This is a genomic window from Maribacter sp. 1_MG-2023 (assembly GCF_030547005.1).
Classification (GTDB): Bacteria; Bacteroidota; Bacteroidia; order Flavobacteriales; family Flavobacteriaceae; genus Maribacter.
Window position 1 is genome coordinate 1 of record NZ_JAUOPN010000018.1, and the last position, 18,401, is coordinate 18,401.

11 protein-coding genes and 1 pseudogene are annotated in these 18,401 nt (G+C 36.7%); 1 reads left to right on the top strand and 11 read right to left on the bottom strand.

Annotated features, from left to right (window positions below; translation table 11 throughout):
- Nucleotides 1-117 precede the first annotated feature (117 nt).
- Nucleotides 118-408: a hypothetical protein gene (locus Q4500_RS16425; protein ID WP_303600680.1), complete on the top strand. Its 291-nt coding sequence runs from the start codon at nt 118-120 to the stop codon at nt 406-408.
- 187 nt (nt 409-595) lie between these two features.
- Here the strand turns inward: Q4500_RS16425 and Q4500_RS16430 are convergent, their stop codons facing one another.
- The 11 genes and pseudogenes from Q4500_RS16430 to Q4500_RS16480 all read right to left on the bottom strand — a co-directional run bounded on the left by Q4500_RS16430 (nt 596) and on the right by Q4500_RS16480 (nt 18,392).
- On the bottom strand, nt 596-1,210 hold the full coding sequence (locus tag Q4500_RS16430) for a DUF502 domain-containing protein (RefSeq protein WP_303600681.1): 615 nt from the start codon (nt 1,208-1,210) through the stop codon (nt 596-598).
- A 156-nt stretch (nt 1,211-1,366) separates the two neighbouring features.
- Nucleotides 1,367-2,487: pseudogene (locus tag Q4500_RS16435) on the bottom strand (IS3 family transposase).
- Nucleotides 2,488-2,721: 234 nt separating this feature from the next.
- Entirely contained in the window at nt 2,722-4,218 is a 1,497-nt protein-coding gene (locus Q4500_RS16440) for a sulfatase-like hydrolase/transferase (protein WP_303600682.1), read from the bottom strand.
- 5 nt (nt 4,219-4,223) lie between these two features.
- Nucleotides 4,224-5,342, bottom strand: coding sequence for a hypothetical protein (locus tag Q4500_RS16445; RefSeq protein ID WP_303600683.1), 1,119 nt, complete (start codon nt 5,340-5,342; stop codon nt 4,224-4,226).
- Nucleotides 5,342-7,300 carry an FAD-dependent oxidoreductase gene (locus Q4500_RS16450; RefSeq protein WP_303600684.1) on the bottom strand — a complete coding sequence of 653 codons (1,959 nt, stop codon included), beginning with the start codon at nt 7,298-7,300 and terminating at the stop codon, nt 5,342-5,344. Before Q4500_RS16450 ends, Q4500_RS16445 begins: the two co-directional genes overlap by 1 nt.
- Nucleotides 7,301-7,318: 18 nt before the next feature.
- On the bottom strand, nt 7,319-9,001 hold the full coding sequence (locus Q4500_RS16455) for a sulfatase (RefSeq protein ID WP_303600685.1): 1,683 nt from the start codon (nt 8,999-9,001) through the stop codon (nt 7,319-7,321).
- 109 nt (nt 9,002-9,110) lie between these two features.
- A complete protein-coding gene (locus Q4500_RS16460; protein WP_303600686.1) occupies nt 9,111-10,841 on the bottom strand; it encodes a hypothetical protein in 1,731 nt (576 codons plus the stop codon).
- 26 nt (nt 10,842-10,867) lie between these two features.
- Nucleotides 10,868-12,712 carry an FAD-dependent oxidoreductase gene (locus Q4500_RS16465; protein WP_303600687.1) on the bottom strand — a complete coding sequence of 615 codons (1,845 nt, stop codon included), beginning with the start codon at nt 12,710-12,712 and terminating at the stop codon, nt 10,868-10,870.
- Nucleotides 12,713-12,726: 14 nt separating this feature from the next.
- Complete coding sequence (locus Q4500_RS16470; protein ID WP_303600688.1) at nt 12,727-14,373, bottom strand: sulfatase; 1,647 nt, start codon at nt 14,371-14,373, stop codon at nt 12,727-12,729.
- A gap of 39 nt (nt 14,374-14,412) precedes the next feature.
- Nucleotides 14,413-16,299, bottom strand: a complete 1,887-nt coding sequence (locus Q4500_RS16475; protein WP_303600689.1) for a CRTAC1 family protein — start codon at nt 16,297-16,299, stop codon at nt 14,413-14,415.
- Between the two features lie 17 nt (nt 16,300-16,316).
- The gene (locus tag Q4500_RS16480) at nt 16,317-18,392 is read right to left on the bottom strand and encodes a glycoside hydrolase family 127 protein (RefSeq protein ID WP_303600690.1); all 2,076 of its coding nucleotides are present in this window, start codon (nt 18,390-18,392) and stop codon (nt 16,317-16,319) included.
- Nucleotides 18,393-18,401: the final 9 nt, after the last annotated feature.

Consider the following 18,401-nt stretch of genomic DNA (forward strand, 5'->3'; position numbering starts at 1 on the left):
GTTTTTCATCGTGACAGTTTGAATTTAAAGTTAGTAAATTCGAATTATGAACTGTCCTATTTTTAGGGAAGCCTACACTACGGAGACGCAAATAAATATAAAACCAAGGAAGATAGAATGTCCGTTTTGGTCATCTATAGAAAAGTTTTATTACGACTACTGAACCAAGGTTATGACCCCTATTCCGATATGATAGAATTATACAAAAATATAAATGATAAAAACAATGTTGTCGTTTCTACTGATTTACCCAATGAGAATTTAGACAAGCCAGACACGATACAAGATAAAATATCAATGACCATTCAAGAAGCTTTTGATTTCGGAATGAAGCTAAAAGAAAAATTGATCAGCCCTACCCAATTTATCACAATGTGGTGGCAATGCTTATTTATTTACGCCACATAAATAGATAGAATATGGAATACAGATGAAACCAATAAAAGAGTTTATTTTACCATGCGCTTTAAAAAGGTGGTAAAAACCATATTCGAGGTTCAACATCCTATACCATAATCAAATTAACATAGCATCAACTGAAAAGAGAAAATAATTGAAATAACTTTTGCATGAATTAAGTCAATTAGAAACCTAATTATTTTTTATTAAATATGGATTCATTCAATTCACCCTCTAAAAATGTTTTAGAGCCAACTCCTAATTTTCTAAATAATTTCATAGCATTTACACCCTTTACATTTAACTTTTTTAATCGATCCAATTTCACAATTACCACATTACCAGCCATAGGGTTTGGTGCTCCTGGAATAAATACAACATTAAGATCTTCATCAATCTTCTCCATTAAAAACCCAACTTGCCAAACCTCTTCTATATCAACAAGAACAACCTCTTTTAAATTATTAGAATCTAATCCTGCTGCTGTCTTACTCACTCCCTGCATTAGCGTATAACCAGGGATATTCGAAAGAATATTAACCTCAACCCAATCTTTAAACTGATTAATTTTCTGCATTTTTACTAAAATACCTGCGACAAAACACAAAATAAATAAAATGATTACAGCCAATATTCTAGAGGTTGTTTCTAATCCTAGTAGAGAAATATCAATTCTATCTACAAAGGGAGCAACCATTTTTCTAAATATGCCAATCACTTTTCCTAGTAAATAAATCACCAAAACAATAGGAATTATTAGAAATAATCCGTCAATTATGGTTCTTTTAATAAAAGACAATACCTTATTCATAAATCATTTTTATTTGTTTGCTTTAATCGGATACAAATATCCATTAAGCACTTGTTGTGACTATTGGCAATTCACTCTTTTTAAGGAATTAGGTAATTCACCTAGAAAGATCAACACAAAAATAAGTTACCTTTCTAAGACTGACCTCATCCCATATTATGTACCGGTTAAAAATAGAGAATCCAGGCTATTTTGATTCTTTTCGATATACTCGTTGGGGGACATGTCCCCCAACGAACTGTAAGGTCTGAAGCCGTTATAATCCTTTCTCCAAATATCGAGCTTTTCCTGTGTACCCGCAAGGGAAAAGAACCAGTTAGCATTGAGACATTCGTCCCTTAACGAACCTATGAAGCTTTCGACAAACGGGTTGTCGGTAGGTTCTTCGAGCCTTGAGAAATAGAGTTCCACTTTATTTTCATAGGCCCATTTATCCAATACCTTACTTATGAACTCACTGCTGTTGTCCACTTTTATTCGTTTTGGAAGCACTTCGCCGCAAAGGTAGTGGTATGCATGACTTGTACTACATCACTTCCTTTTAAGAACTTCCTGCATGAATGGCAAGGCATTTTCTACTATAATAATCCACTACAGTCAAGCCCATGAACCTACTGCCGTTGTAAAGCTGGTCAGAGACAAAATCCATACTCCAGCAATCATGTAAACTGTAGGCATTGCCTTCAATTGGTTGCCTTTGTGCTGCGGAACGGTTTCTTTTGGACCGCTTAAAACTGAGGTTCAACCCTTTATCGCAATAAACCTTGTAAACATGCTTATGGTTGTCCATGAAATCCTCACGTCTCAAAAGTATGTAGATCCGCGAAAAACCATATCTGACCCTTGTGGCAGCTATTTCGTTCATACGCATCAGAAGAAACTCATCGTTCGTCCCATGCGCTTTATAATAGAACACAGTTTTGTGTAAAAGCACCAAGCTGGCACAACGGTTTATGGAGATATTGTATTCTATGCGTATGTTGCAGACCATCTCACGTTTTCGAACTGGTCTCAGAACTTTTTATCAGTACATCTTGTAGGGTCTGTTTATTAAGGCTAAGGTCCGCAACAAGCTTTTTAAGCTGGGAATTCTCCTCCTCTAGGTTTTTTTACCAGCGTAATTCTGAGACCTCAAGACCTCCATATTTCTTCTTCCAACTATAAAATGTGGCCTCGCTGATGCCCATCTTTCGACAGACCTCCTGGATACGGGTGCCCGTCTCCACCTGTTTGATTCCAAATACGATCTGCGACTCTGAATACTTTGATCGTTTCATAAGCAAATAATATATTTAAAGTTAAACATTTATTCGCCCTATTTTCTCTTGTTTTATTCTGTCCAGTTTATCGGGAGGATGTCAAATTCTTAAACAACAAAAAGTCATTTAACAAAAACTAGAGAAGCTTGCTTCTCTAGTTTAATATTAATTATTTAAAGACTGTCAACCTATTTTAAGACGACTCATACTATTGAATAATAGCAAGTATAAAAATAGAATACAAACTACTATTTAATTTTCTTCCAGTTCAAAAGTTCCATTGAACTTTGCCATTTCTTGTTCCTCCCAATCTTTTTGTAATTCTTCTGGATCGAACCATTGCGGTTCTGTATGGGTCTTACTCCAGTTCTGAGCCTCTAAAACCATTTGCTTTAATTGCTCTGGGTGTTCTTTGCTTAGGTCATTACTCTCCCCTAAATCATTTTCAATATTAAAGAGTTTCCAAGCGTTTTTATTTGTCTTCAAGGCTTTCCATTCATTCTGTCTAACACCGACATCGCTATACCCTTCCCTATGTCTTAAAACAAATACAGGTTCATCTTTTCTCGGGTTGTTACCATTAAGTAAATTTTGCCAAATATCTTTACCATCCAATTTTTTGTTCTTTGGAATAGAAGTGTTTGCCAACGTGGCAAACGTAGGATAGAAATCTAATGTAGAGATAGGATAATCAAACTTTTTACCAGCAGTAATTGCACCTGGCCAATGAAAAAACATAGGCACTCGGTAACCGCCTTCAGCAGTACTTCCTTTTCCTTCTCTTAATGGGTAATTATTTGCGCCCCTAGAAAGCTTACCTCCATTATCACTTAAGAATACGATAAGTGTATTCTCATACTCTTTTTTTGCCTTCAGCGCTTTTACTAATTCACCCACTCCTCTATCAACTGCATACACCATGGCGGCATAGGTTCTTCTGTCTTTATCTTCAATATGCTTAAACAATTCTAAATCTTCTGCTTTTGCTTCGAGAGGTACATGTGGGGCGTTATATGCCAAATACAAAAAGAAGGGATTTTCGTCGGTACTGGTAGTTTTTACAAAATCTACGGCTTTTCTAGATAACTCATCCGTAAGATACTCTGTAGGATTTTCTACATTTACCCCATTATGCTCCAAAGGTTTTAAATAATCGAAAATAACTTTTTGCCCTGCAGCTTTTTGCTTATTATAGGTTGCTGTATATTCCTCTGGAAAATACTTGTGACCACCACCTAAAAATCCATAAAAATCATCAAAACCTCTTTTATTTGGATGATAATCGGCTACTGCGCCTAAATGCCATTTACCAATTGCCCCAGTTGTATAACCGGCATTTTGAAGCATTTTACTCATGAAAGTTTCTTGCAATGGTATACCCTTACCTATATTTACTTCACTATTAGCAGGTAAATTAAATTGTGAACCAATGGTATGCGGGTAGCGACCTGTCAACAATGCTGCCCTACTAGGACCACAAAATGGATGGGCAACATAACCAGAAGTTGCAATTGTACCGTTAGATGCCAGTTCGTCTAATTGCGGAGTAGTAATATCTTTTGAGCCATTAAAACCCACATCAGCATACCCTAAATCATCTGCAACGATCAGTATAATATTTGGTCTTTTATCAGTTGAAACTTCTTCTGTAATTTGAAGTTTCTGGTTTTCTTTACATGCTATTAAAAGCAATAATATTACTATTACGAATATATTAATTTTTAAGATTCTACCGTTTTTTACACACATGGCGTTTAAAGTTTTTCACTATTATTATTATAAAAAAACTGCAACTGATTTTTATTTTGTTTTGATAATTCTTGCTTTGATAAAAACCAATAAACTCTTCTAGCAAGTATAAAATCAGATTGCATAAGTATTGTCAACATATGTTTATTGATGCTAGGTGAAACGAGTTCTTTTATCTCTAGTATTCTAATGAACAAATCTATTTGTTGAAAAGAATTGGAACTAACAAGTTGTTTGCTTAATGTATTTAAAAAATCTTCAGATGGTTCTTTTGATGTATTCAATAATGACTGTAAGGCAAGTACCGATATTTTTTCATTCTCTCCTTTTAAAAGACATTCAATAGCTTCAAAATAATCAACACTAGGGAGTTGCTCTATGTAGTCTATTATTAGCTTTTGTAATTTTAGATTTTCTTGGAATTTTAATTGAAGTACTGCATTGGTCACCTTGCTTTCATGAAAATTCAATCGAATCAATTGCTCTAAGGCAAATTTTTTTTTGGTCATAGAGTTCTCTTGTAAATCATTTACGAGAGCATTTAAAGTCATTGATTCTCCCGTTATATCTCTAATAGTAGTTGTAATATTTCCATTAACCCAATGCCATAAGGTGTAACATGTCCAAACTGCTCCTTTTACATAAGACTTGGTGTCTAAAGCTATTGTTGCTCCTGCCAATGCATCCACTCCTTCGCTAGTCTCACTTCCTGTGACCTCATACTTTTGAACATCTTTCAGACTCGAATTTCTATCCGACAAAATACTATCCATTTTTTTGTAATCAACCTGACTAAACGATGCTCCTTCTGCCTTTTCAAGTTCCACACCATTTGGCAATTTAATTCGTTTGTAAAAGCCTAATTCGTCCCAGTAGATACGAATTATATCAATTCTACATTGTAAATCTCCACAAACTACCGATTCTACATCCATATAAAACTCTGCGGGTTCTATTAAACTGCATGTTGATCTAACTAAAGTTTTATCCACAGTTTCTACCATATCAATTCCAGGGTGCAGAACCTCAACAACATAATTTGTTTCACACACCACTGCTTTCTCTGGAATAGACCATCCAAAGAAAAGAAAAACCATAGCTATCTGTAGCACAACTATTTTCATTAGGCTTCGTAGGCTCTCAATTCAAATAATTTTCCGTTTTTATGACCATACGTTTCATTAAGTTGAATACGTATTGCAGTAGTCTTTACCTCGTTGAACTTAAATTTAACCAATCTGGTTTTGTTTTTATCAACGGCGCCAATATTCATCCATTCACCATTTACACGAGCTTCCAATACTAAAGATTTCATGAGTTCTTCTGGAATATTATTTCTATAAATCCCTTCATTGCTAGAGTCTTTTCGCATCATAATATTACGCTTCACATTAGTATCACATTTAAGTTCGATCGTAGAAAGCGATATTGGGTTTTCCCATTCCATTTGTACCGTAGCAGGTAAGCCGTCGGATTGCCAATGATGAAATTCGCCATCTATATCACGAGACATGCCATCTGTCAATAGTTTTGCGTCGCCAGAAGTTGTTGAGGACGCAAAAATTAAGCTCGCTTTTTTTGCCAAATCTTTAGGATCATTCGCCGGTCTTTTAGGAATGAAAGCATCATCACGCATTAATTGCTCTTGTAATTCATTAACATATTTTTCGCTAATGCCTTTTGGCATAACTTCATGTTTTAAACAAAGCGCTGCCGCAGTACCAACTGCCTGCCCTTCAAGCGCACAGGTTGCCATAATTCTAGATGAGGATAAGGCCATGTGAGTCTGACTAATATTTCTGCCTGCAAAAAGAAGATTTGAAACATTCTTAGAATATAAGGAACGGAACGGAATCTGATATACCTCCGCGAATCTTGCATGGAAATAACTTGGCGGTTCCGATAGATTTTCAATCCCACCAGGATTATGTTCATCTAAAGACCAACCACCAAATGCTACTGCATCTTCAAAATTACGGTTCTCGAGAAGGTCTCCTTCAGAAAGAATAAAATCGCCAATAAATCTGCGCGATTCTCTTTTCCCTGGTAACGAACAAACCCAGTCCAAAGCATAATTCTCAGATTCAGGGAATTTTCCAGAGTTTTTTACATAATCCCAAACTCCATATGCATACCCCATTAACTTATGTCTATTTTCTTCATAATCGGCAATAATATCATCATCGCTTCCTAATTCTACCCACCAAAACCCTTCAACAAAAGGTGTTAGTTTTCTGCCCTTATGTGATTTTTCTGTCTCGTATTTTCTAACAAATGAAGGTGGTTCAAAAGGCATTGGCCTACCCATATCTTTTGAAGACAGTAAGACCGTACCTCCCATTTGCCACCCGTCTGCCTCTTTTGGCGCGTACCTTTCATTGAATTCAGCAGCAGCCTCACGTCCTGTTCTATATAATGCACCAGCTGTTGCCGCTAATAAACCATCGCCAGAACAATCAATAAATTGTTTTCCGTTAATGGTAAATTCCAATTCTGTAGTTAATTGATAGCAGTATGCCGAAAGTATTTTTCCATTTTTAGTATTGGCCCGCATTGCAGAAGTATTCAACAATAAATCTAAATTAGGTTCACGGGTTACAAAATCATAAAGCACATGATCCCAAACGGTAAAAGATTCCTGTGGATTCTGAAATCTATTAAGCAATAAGAACTCTTCAATAATGCCAGTTTCTCTTTCAGGAAGGCCATCTTGCAAATGGTTCACTCCATTCAAATGCACACGAATTTCGCTCGAAGCATTACCCCCAAGAACAGGTCTATCTTGTACTAAAACCGTTTTAGCGCCATTACGTGCTGCTGCAACAGCAGCACAAATTCCGGCCGCACCGCCACCGATAACAACAACTTCATAATCCAACGTTTTGTTTCTGTCAGGATGCGGCCTTTTTCCATTACCCATCTGATGCCATTGCTCAGAATCGCCTGAACCCTTTTGAATACCATTTTCTGGTAAATTTATTTTGATACTATCAGCAGTCGTCGCCGCAGAGCCTACTATAGGCATCATACTTGCTGCGATGGCTCCTTGTGTTCCTCTCTTGAAAAATTTTCTTCTTTCCATACAGAAATGTTTACATTCTTAATTTGGTAATCTACCTTGAAGCCCTTTATTTAACTGCACCAATAGATCTGCTACAATATCCTTATTTTCATTAGCGATATTGACACTTTCCGTTGAATCTGTTTTGTGATCATAAAGTTCCACGAACAATGGTTCTTTGGTAGGTTTTGTTCTATCTTTCCAAGCAACCAAACGGTATTGTTCTGTTCGCATAGCATAGCCAAATAGATTGTTTTCGAATAAATCCCTATTCCATTTTTCTTTTTGTTGGATTATAATACGCTCTTCTACTTCTTTTAATAAAGGTCCGAAGTAAGTTTCACGCATTCCCTGCCGTAAAGGAATAGAGCCCCATTCGCGTAATGCGGGGGAAGGAAATTGACTAAAGGCTGCTGTTTTCCAAGGCATATCCGGCTGCTTTATAAGCGGCATAAAACTGGTTCCGTCAAGATAATCCGGCTTATCCAATCCAGCCAATTCACATAAGGTTGGGTAAATATCAACCAGTTCTATCAGGGCATTTGTCTGTCTACCTCGATTCTTTTCTATCATATTCGGTGTCCAAATCATCATAGGAACACGGGTTGCAATTTCGTAATTGGTGGCCTTGCCCCAAATACCCATATCACCCAAGTGATATCCATGATCGCTCCATACTATTATAATGGTATTGTCACGTACTCCAGCTTCTTCCAAAGCTTTAATCATTCGCCCTATTTGTGCATCAACATAGCTAATACATGCTAAATATGCATGCATAAGTGTACGCTCTAATTTTGGATCTAGGTCTCCTTTTTTAGGAATACCGTCACGCACACGAAGCTCAAATGAGGGATGTAAACCCATTGCCGCTCCGTTCTCTGGACCATGAATCTGTTTCGTGATTTCTATTTCCTCAGGACTATATAAATCCCAATACTTTTTTGGGGCAATCCAATTCAGATGTGGCTTGTTCATTCCTAAGCCTAAGAAAAAAGGTTTATCACCCTTAGCAACCATATCTTTCATAGTTGCAATTGCCAAATCTGTATTATACCCATCAACATAAGTGTTATCAGGTACATCTGCAAATTCGTAAGCTGGGCCCATAGCTAGGCCAAACTTTGCTACATCGCCGTATTTCGCGAACATTTCTTTTCGCACCTTATCCCTCTTATCTATATTTTCCTGTAAAGCAAAACCGCTTGTTCCAAGGATTTCCTGTTTTCCAAAATCTGGGTGTACAACTGGTTTTCTGCTCCATGATTTTTCTTCATCTTTATCTCCATGATGAAATATTTTTCCGGCATAAACTGCTTCATAACCATTTTCCTTAAAGTGTTGTGGCAGTGTAACTATATCAGGAAATTGATCTCTTATTTTTATATAGTTATGGATGATACCGCTATTCTCTGGCCTCATACCTGTTAAAACACTTGCACGTGAAGGACCGCAAATAGCTTGTTGACAATAAGCATTATTGAACTGCAAACCTTCACTTGACAATTTGTCTAAATTGGGACTTATGGCAATTTCAGAACCATAGCTACCTAGTTCGGGCCTAAGATCATCAATTGCTATAAATAGAATATTTGGTTTAATATCCTCCTTAACCACATCAAGTTCTTTTTCCTTTAGCTTACAACCAACTGAAAAGTAAAGAAGAAAAAGCCCCCCAACTAATATCTTGGAAAAAGATTTTATTTCTTGTTTTTGTTTCATATGCCTAGAGGATATAACTAGAAACCTTTAAGATTTCTTCAAATTATTTGAACAAATTCAATACAGCAATCTAACCAAATCAATAAAACTATTATAGCATAATTTTAACTTACACCTTACTAATATTACCCTTTTCGGATATACGAATAATGAGATAAATTCCACTTGAAATAAATATCAACATGAATGCAAAACTCAAAAGAATCCTAGTTTCTTCCATATTAATGAATGATAGAACAATCATTACCAGAGCCAGAATAGCGAGAGCATACATAACCATCTTTGCTGGCATTGTAGAGGACTGAACGCTCTTTATCCTAGAAAACTTTTGTTGAGATTCCTGAACCCTAGCCCACCCGGGGTGCTCATTTTTTTCAAAGAACTCTAGCACTACCAAAACAATAAACGGTACTAGAATTCCAGAGGTTAAATCGGCAATACGCATATTAGCAATTACCCAATCCGAAAGTGGCCCTAGAAAGTCTGAGCCTGCAAGAAAACCATTCTCAGTGAGTCCAAACTTAACAATTACAGCAGAAATGAAACCTATTATTGTTGTTCCCCAAACGGCTTTTATCCCTATTTTTTTTGAAAACAAACCCCAAATAGTTGGTAAGACCAGAGGCCCTGTCAGCAATGTTGTTAAATCTATGATAAAACTCGTATACCCATATCGTGGTATCAATAATGCACCTGCAATGACGATACCTCCCAAAAGAATAGTAAAAATACGTCCAACAAAGACTAATTTTTGTTCGGATGCATTTTGATTAAAAATCCTTTTATACACTTCAGTTGTAAAAGCACCAGCAAATACATTAAGTTGAGAAGTTGCCGCACTTGCCGTTGCCGAAGCCATAGCGGCAATCATAAGCCCCATCATACCTGCGGGAAGTACTAAATTACAAGCCAAAATATAAGCTTGCTCTACATCTTGATTGGGTTCTATAGTACGATAAACTAGTGCAGGAAGCATCCAAAAAATAGGGCTTATTAAGTACATAGCCCCAAAAATAAATGCAGCCTTCTTTGCATCTTTGGCAGTTGGCACGCATGTATAACGCTGAACAAATGCCCATTCACCACCTATTTTAAAAAAATGTATGACTACCCAACCTACAAGAAACCACCATGTGAAATCTGAAGCAATGGGAGACATAAAACCCTCAGGAGCTTTCTCTATAATTAGGTCCATACCACCTGCTTTCTTTATAATTAGTGGCACCACAAAAATTACAGAAATTACCAGTATTACAAACTGTAGAACATCGGTTACCAATACTGCCCACAAACCGCCCGAAAAAGTAATAAGAATTACCATGAGACACAGAACAACAGAGGTAAAGGGAACAGATAGCATACCAGTGACAGGATCAGACAAAAGATGCCCTTCGGGCAAAGGCATTAAAGCGCATACTATTTTAGATAGCGCATATATAGCACCACCTACGGCAAATATGCCAAAAGTACCTTGAAACCATGTGTAAAATTGAACTATAGATCCCCCAAAGCGTAATTGTAAAAATTCTGAAGCGGAATTAACACCTAATTTTCGCCAATAGCCTGCAAGAAACCAACCAACCAGCATTGCAGCAATACCGTAACACATATTTATTGCTACGGCCACCATACCATATTGATAGGCTATACCGCCCCAAACCACAAAGGTTCCTGCTGAAAAAATAGTCATAAAACCAGAAAGTCCTGATACCCACCAAGGCGATTGCCCACCTGCGGCGAACATATCTTTCGAATTTTTCATTTTTCCCGCAAGTAGCATTCCGGCTCCAACGACCCCCACCATATAAAGAATGATTACAATATAATCTGCTATTTGCATCTATTTTGAATAAAATTTAAAATGGTTTATTCATAACATCTTACCTCGAACAATTTTGCGTTTTTAACGCCATACGTCTTGGTTATATGAATTTTAAAGGCTGTTGTTTTCGTAGTGTTAAAATTGAATTTGATTAAACGCTTTTGATTTTCATTTACCACACCATATTCTACCCAATTTCCGTTAATCATTAGGTACAGTTTTAAAGATTTTAAAAGTTCTGGTGGTATTATGGTAGTATAAGCTTCATTCTCACGAGTGTTCTTCAACATCATGATATTCTTTTTCACATTGGTATCACATTTCATTTCTACAGCAGAAAGATGTAATGGTTTATCCCATTCAAAAATTACTTCAGCCGAAAGTCCGTTTGATTGCCAATGATGTATTTTACCATTCTCATCTCTAGAAACACCGTCGGTCAATAACTTTACATCTCCTTGACGAGTGGAAGAAGCTAAAACTCTATTGGCAGTTTTAGCTAAGTTCATTTTATCGTTTGCTGGTCGTTGTGGTATAAATGCATCATCCCGCAATAATTGATTTTGGAGTGTAGCAATATGGTTTTCCCTTAACTCCCTCGGGCTAATATTCTTTTTTACACACAAAGCAGCGGCAGTACCCACTGCCTGGCCCATAGTAGCACAAGTTCCCATAACCCGTGAAGAGGAAAGTGCCACATGTGTTTGACTAATGTTTCTACCCGCAAAAAGAAGGTTGGAAATGTTTTTAGAATATAAAGAACCAAAAGGAATTTGGTAAATTTTCTCAAAATGTTCATGCCAAAAACTAGGCGGTTCAGCTAAATTCTCAATGCCACCGGGATTGTGTTCATCTAAAGGCCATCCTCCAAATGCAACCGCATCATTAAATTGTTTAAATCCTATTTGGTCAGGTTCTGAAAGAATATAATCTCCCATAAAACGACGAGATTCTCTTCTTCCCGGCAGAGAACCCACCCAATCTAAAGCGAAATTATCGGCTTCTGGAAATTTACCTGAATTCTTAACATAATCCCAAACACCATAGGCGTGGCCCATTAGGCGATGCCTATCTATTTCTGCCGTACCAATAATGTCATCATTACTCCCAATTTCTACCCACCAAAAACCTTCTACAAAGGGTATTATCCTTCTATCTGAATGTGTGTTTTCAGCATCAAATTTTATAGTATAGGGAGGAGCTTTAAAATCCATCGGTTTACCCATATCTTTTGAAGAAAGTAATATGGTTGCCCCCATTTGCCAACCATCAGCTTCTTGAGGCGCATATTTTTCTCCAAATTCAGAAGAAGCTTCACGTCCAGTCCTATAGAACGCTCCCGCGGTAGCAGCCAGTAGTCCGTCTCCAGAACAATCGATAAATATATCTGCATCAATGGTGATAACCGTTTCGGTAGACAACTGCCAACAGATAGCAGATTCTATTTTATTTTTAGAAGTGACCGCTCTTATTGCCTGGGTATTCATCATCAACGTAATGTTGGCTTCTCTAGTCACATAATCATATAGAACATGATCCCAAACGGTAAAAGAATGCTGTTCGTTATAAAACCGATTTAATAATAGTATTTCCTCAATAATTCCAGTTTCCCGTTCTGGAAGACCACTTTTCAACTTGGTAACCCCATGAACAATGACACGAATTTCACTAGATGCATTTCCTCCTAAAACAGGTCTATCTTGAACAAGTATTACCTTAGAACCATTTCTAGCTGCTGATACGGCAGCACAAATTCCTGCCATACCACCACCGATAACAACTACATCAGTTTTAAGCTTTTTTTCTCGGATAGGAGTTCTCATTTCTCCCGTCCCCATATGAATCCATTGATCGGAAGATCTATCGGTCAAGTCTGTTAATTTATTCATTTACAATTAGAAGTTTATTTAGCGATATTACCTTCCCAACCTTTATTGAACTGGGACAAAAGTTCTTTAACTATTTTAGGATTATCATTTGCGATATTGACGGTTTCAGTTGGATCCTTTTTATGATCGTACAATTCAAAAAATATAGGTTCTGCTTCAAGGTCGGTATAATCTTTCCAAACGGTAAAACGATAGTTTGCCGTTCTCATTGAATAACCCATTAATCGATTCTCGAAAAGGTCTCTATCCCATTTACCGCCTTGCTGTGCTATTATTTTTTCCTCAACCTCTTCTAACAAAGGACCAAAAGATGTTTCTCTCATTCCTTTAGATAAAGGGTTAGCAGCCCATTCTCGAAGTGCCGGACTTGGGAATTGTGTAAATGCAGCATCTTTCCACTTTCTGTTTGGATCAGACAATAAAGGTTTAAAACTTTGCCCTTCTAAACTCTCAGGAATTGAAACTCCCGCCAGATCGCATAATGTTGGGTACATGTCCACTAATTCAACTAATGCATTAGTCTTGGTGCCACGTACAGCTTCTGACATGTTAGGTGTTGAAACAATTAATGGCACCCGAGTTGCTATTTCATAGTTTGTCGCTTTTCCCCAAATACCCATATCTCCTAAATGCCAACCGTGGTCACTCCACAGCATAATGATTGTATTATCTCTTAAACCAGCTTCGTCCAAAGCTTTTAACATCTTCCCTATTTGGGCATCCACATAACTTACCGTTGCCAAATAAGCGCGTTTTAAATTTTTGGCCTGCTCTTCATCTATATCACCATAATTAGGAATATCTGCTCTTGCGCGTAATTCAAAAGAAGCATGAAGACCCATTGCAGCACCATTTATTGGTCCTTCATGTTGATCCGTCATTTGCAAATCTTTACCTTCGTACAAATCCCAATACTTCTTTGGTGCAATCCATTCTAAATGGGGTTTTAAAAACCCTAGCCCTAAGAAAAAGGGCTTTTCGTTTTTCGCCATTTCTTTCATGGTCTCAATAGCTAACTCTGTATTATGACCATCTTCGTAAGTATTATCTGGTGCATCTGCAAATTCATACGCCGGACCTTTTCCTAACCCATTTCTTGGTGCATTTTCACCATATTTCGCAATAACCTCTGCTTGGTTCTTTTTAAACATTTCCTGATTTTCAGGAAGAACGTAGCCTCTTATTCTTTTGGGCATATCTGCTACATTTGGACCTGAATATGCTTTTCTACTCCATGAGAGCTCTTCGTCTGTATACCCAGGATGGAATATTTTACCCGCATAAACGGTCTCATAACCTTCTGTCTGCAAATGTTGTGGCAAGGTTACGATATCTGGATTTAGGTCTCTGAAATAAGAGAAATTCTCAATGACCTTAATAGTCTCTGGTCTGGCACCTGTCATAACACTAGCCCTAGAGGGACTACATATTGCTTCTTGACAATATGCATTGTTGAATAAAAGACCTTTAGATGCGAGTGCATCCATATTAGGTGTTATGGCAACTTCTGACCCATAGGCTCCTAATTCTGGACGAAGGTCATCTATCGCAATAAATAGAATATTAGGTTTCTTACTAGGTTCATCTATTGATTTTTCTACTTGAGCTTTACAGCTAAAAAGAAGAATATTTAATAAAACAAAAAAGGTTATTCTTTTCATACTATAGCTTTTAGGTTTTAGGTTTTAAAACTTTATTTTTTATTTCTTACCAATAAACACTTTGGTATTCATTTGAAGATTTTCGCTAACACTTTCTCCATTGGTCCACGTTACATTTACCTTTAAAGGTCTTGTACAAGTACCTACGCCGAAATGTATGAATGAATTAAAAGATGAAGAATAAGCTGAACCTGTAGCCCCTACTCTTTTTAACTGTTTGTTTTTACAATTAGTAAGGCTCACCAATGCTCCTAATGCCGTTGCTTTTCCTGAAGGTGCGTTACCTACCTCAACAGTTATAAATTTTTTTTTAGATTTTGAAATTTCCGAATTCTCAAATAAGTGCCATTTACCTCGCTCATTGCCAATGACAACATCAACATCGCCATCTAAGTCATAATCTAACACTTCTACAGCCATACCCATTGATCCAATATCCGAGGTTGAAATTCCATTATAATTTAATTGCTTAAATGTAGCATCACCTTGATTCAAGTAGATAACCACGTTGTTTTCAAAGACCAATTCACCTCTTCTAATAACTAGTATATCTTCTGATCCATTATTATCAAAATCTGCAACCGAAACACCTACAGTATGGTCTTCTAGCAGAAGGTTTGCTTTTTTTGTTACATCTACAAATTTTCCATTTTTATTTTCTAACAGAACATCTGAAAGCCCCTTCGGGTGTTTATAGTCAGGATATTCTTTAACACCTATTATTGCACCTGTAGTTGGTGCAAAAGTACTACCGGCAATACGCCACTTATCATTCCCTACGTACCCAACATGTATACCACCTTCTGGATTTAATACATCTGGAAAACCTAATGCATTGCTATTCACCAAACGTATGTCTTTTCCAGAGTGTGTTTCTCCTGAAAATTCATATTTATAGGCAGATTCGCCGATATAATATGCATCGTTAAATGGCCATTGCGACTGAAAATTATTCATATTCAAGACATCACCAACGAATAAATCTTGAAATTGAAAATCTCCCCGTTTAGTGAAAAATCCCCAAGTTTGGGTTTCCTTGTTTAAAAATGTTTCACCGATTTCAAATTCTTTACCTCTGGTCATGATCAAATCAAAATCACCATCATTATCAAAATCGATTTCACTTATAGCCGTGACCTCTTCTATATCAAAAGGTAGAACATTCGTTTTTTCAACAAAAGTTAAGTCACCATTACCTTGGTAAATTTTAACCTTGCCGTTTCCATATAAAAGTATATCTACAATACCATCATCATTAAAGTCAGTTAAGGTAGATTTTTGTCCATCTGCCTTTATCATGGGCAAAGTAGCTTTTAAAAGAAGTTGACCTTGGGTATCATTTTCATAAATATAATTTTCAGATTGCCCTTTTTTTTCTTTGGATGGAAAAGCAAAATTCAACAGATCTAAGTCACCGTCCATATCACCATCAAAAAATTTTAAGGTTCTGCCTCTCATCATTTCTAACGGAACATTAAAATCTGGCATTGGTATAAACTCTCGCTTCTTAGTAATTTTATACATTTTTGAGTTACGTGCGTTGCTACCAGACCCTCCACCTCTAGACAATACCATTTCGTTAACACCATCAAAGTCGAAATCACCAATAGCAACCCCATGTAAATCACCCATGATAACATCATAAGGTTTTGCGAATTTGCCTTTGTTATTCCAACAAACACTGATACCTAGACCGTGATCGTTTAGAATTAAATCTGGGTAACCATCTTTATCTAAATCCGCAACAACGGGAGCATCCCATTTTCTAAGATTCACTTCTTTTCTAGGGAAATCCTCAAAGGTTTCAGTGAAAAGAGATGCTAAGCTAGACTTTTCTTGAGACCATGCATTTAATACAAACCCTAAAAAAATAATATTGATAATTACAAACACCTTTGTTTTGTACTGCATATGATCGCTTTTCATGAAATCAGAAGTTTTGATTAATTCCAAATCATAGGCATAAATACCGTCATTTCACCAACACCTCGATTACTCCAAGCGTAGTATGGAATTAAATGGGTTTTATAAGTGTCAAATTTTGGCATACCTACCTCTTGATACATTCCTAAGGCTTTGTCTTTACGGATCATAAACTCACCATCTAAGGTAGCCATACCACCAAGGTAATCTGGTCTATAAGTTGGTTTCAATTCGTTACTACCTTTAACATACACATCAAATATGCTAGTGTCTTTTGGTAAATCGGCAGATTCTACACAATAAACCACAGGTCCTCTTTTAACGGCAACTTGGTTACGAACCTCTTCTATTCTTGGATGCCCTTCTATAAACTTCACATCCATTGGCATATCTAACGTAATAACATCGCCAGCTTTCCACTCACGTTCTATTTTAGCAAAACTGCCAGCTACTACATTTTCAATTGCTTTGCCATTAACATTAAGTGTACTACCTTCTGCCCAAGCTGGTATTCTTAATAACATTTCAAAAGCCTCTGGCTTACTTTCTTCTATTGTAATCTTTACTTCTCCTTCCCAAGGATAATTACTTTTTTGATTCAGTTTAATAGCCGAACCATCTAACAAGGTTGTTTCAAGTTCATTACCGCCATATAAGTTTACGGCAATACCATTTTCTGATTTACTGTACGCCCAACCTGGAGATTTTGCTATGGTACGCACTAAATTTGGCGGACAGCAAAAACATTTTAGATAAGGTTGACGCTCAGGAAACTCAACATTCATTTTATCATAATCCAAAGCGCCATCAACTTTACGTAAAGGGTTGGAGTAATAATAATCTTTACCTTCAAGACTAATACCTGAAAGTCCGCTGTTATGCAAAACCAACTCCATAATATCGCCATGCTTAGAATCTCCGCTCAACGTCAACATTCTATAGTTGAACATTGAATTACAAATGTTGGCACATGTTTCATTATACGCGGTCATATTAGGCATCATATATTCATCAATAAAGCCTTCTTCAATTTTATCTAATCGAGACGATCTACCGTAATGTGTTTGTCCTATTGCACCGGTAACGTACATTTTTTTGTTCGTTACATTATCCCAAAGTCTGTTCAAAGCATCCATTAACTCTTTCTCGCCTGTTTCAGCATAAACATCTGCGGCACCGGCATAATAATAAAGTGCTAAAACCGCATGACCTACTGCTTCTGTCTCTTCTCTTAACGGAACTCTTTCTTGAACCATATCACCAATAGGATAACCCTTTGTCGTTGAATCTTCAACAATATCAAACGTTCCCCTAAGGTTAATAAACTGTTCTGCAAGTTCTAAATAGCGCTCATCTTTTGTAGTACGATAAAGCTCTACCAAACCCATTATTTGAGTTTGATTAAAACCGAATCTTTTCAATGAATCTTGTATTGGCACGAATAACTCGTATAAATAATCTGCATGTTTAATTGCGATATCTAAAAAGTTAGTTTTACCTGTAACACGATTATGAATACAAGCCGCAGTCAATAAATGCCCACTATTATACAACTCATGATACCTTCTATTGGTAAAAGGATCAATGGTATCATTAATTATAATAGGGGTTGACAAATAACCATCTTCTTGTTGTGCCTTACCAATAACCTCAATGATTTCATCAAGTTCATTTGCTATTGCTTCATTCTTGTTTACACCGTACAAGTACAAATTGGCTTCCATCCATTTATAAAAATCCCCATCATGCCACCAAAACCCTTTATGTTCTCCTTCTTTTAGCCCTGCCGCAATTTTAAAGTTATTATATCCATGACCCACATCACCTTTTAAGATTTCTCCCATATGCGGAATCATAACCTCTTCGGCAATTTTCCATTTATCTGCCCAAAAACCTTCGGTCCAGCGACAATCGCCTATGTCAATGCTTTTAAGTTTAACATGCGGACTATTTGTATTGTTTACTATACCACCGTTTTTATCAAGTGCTAAAACTTTCTTATTTTGATTTATATCTGTTGATGCCGTTTCTTTATTTTCTTTACAAGAGAAGAATAAGGCAAATAGACATAAGCTGAGTAAAGTTATTTTTTTCATTTTATTGAG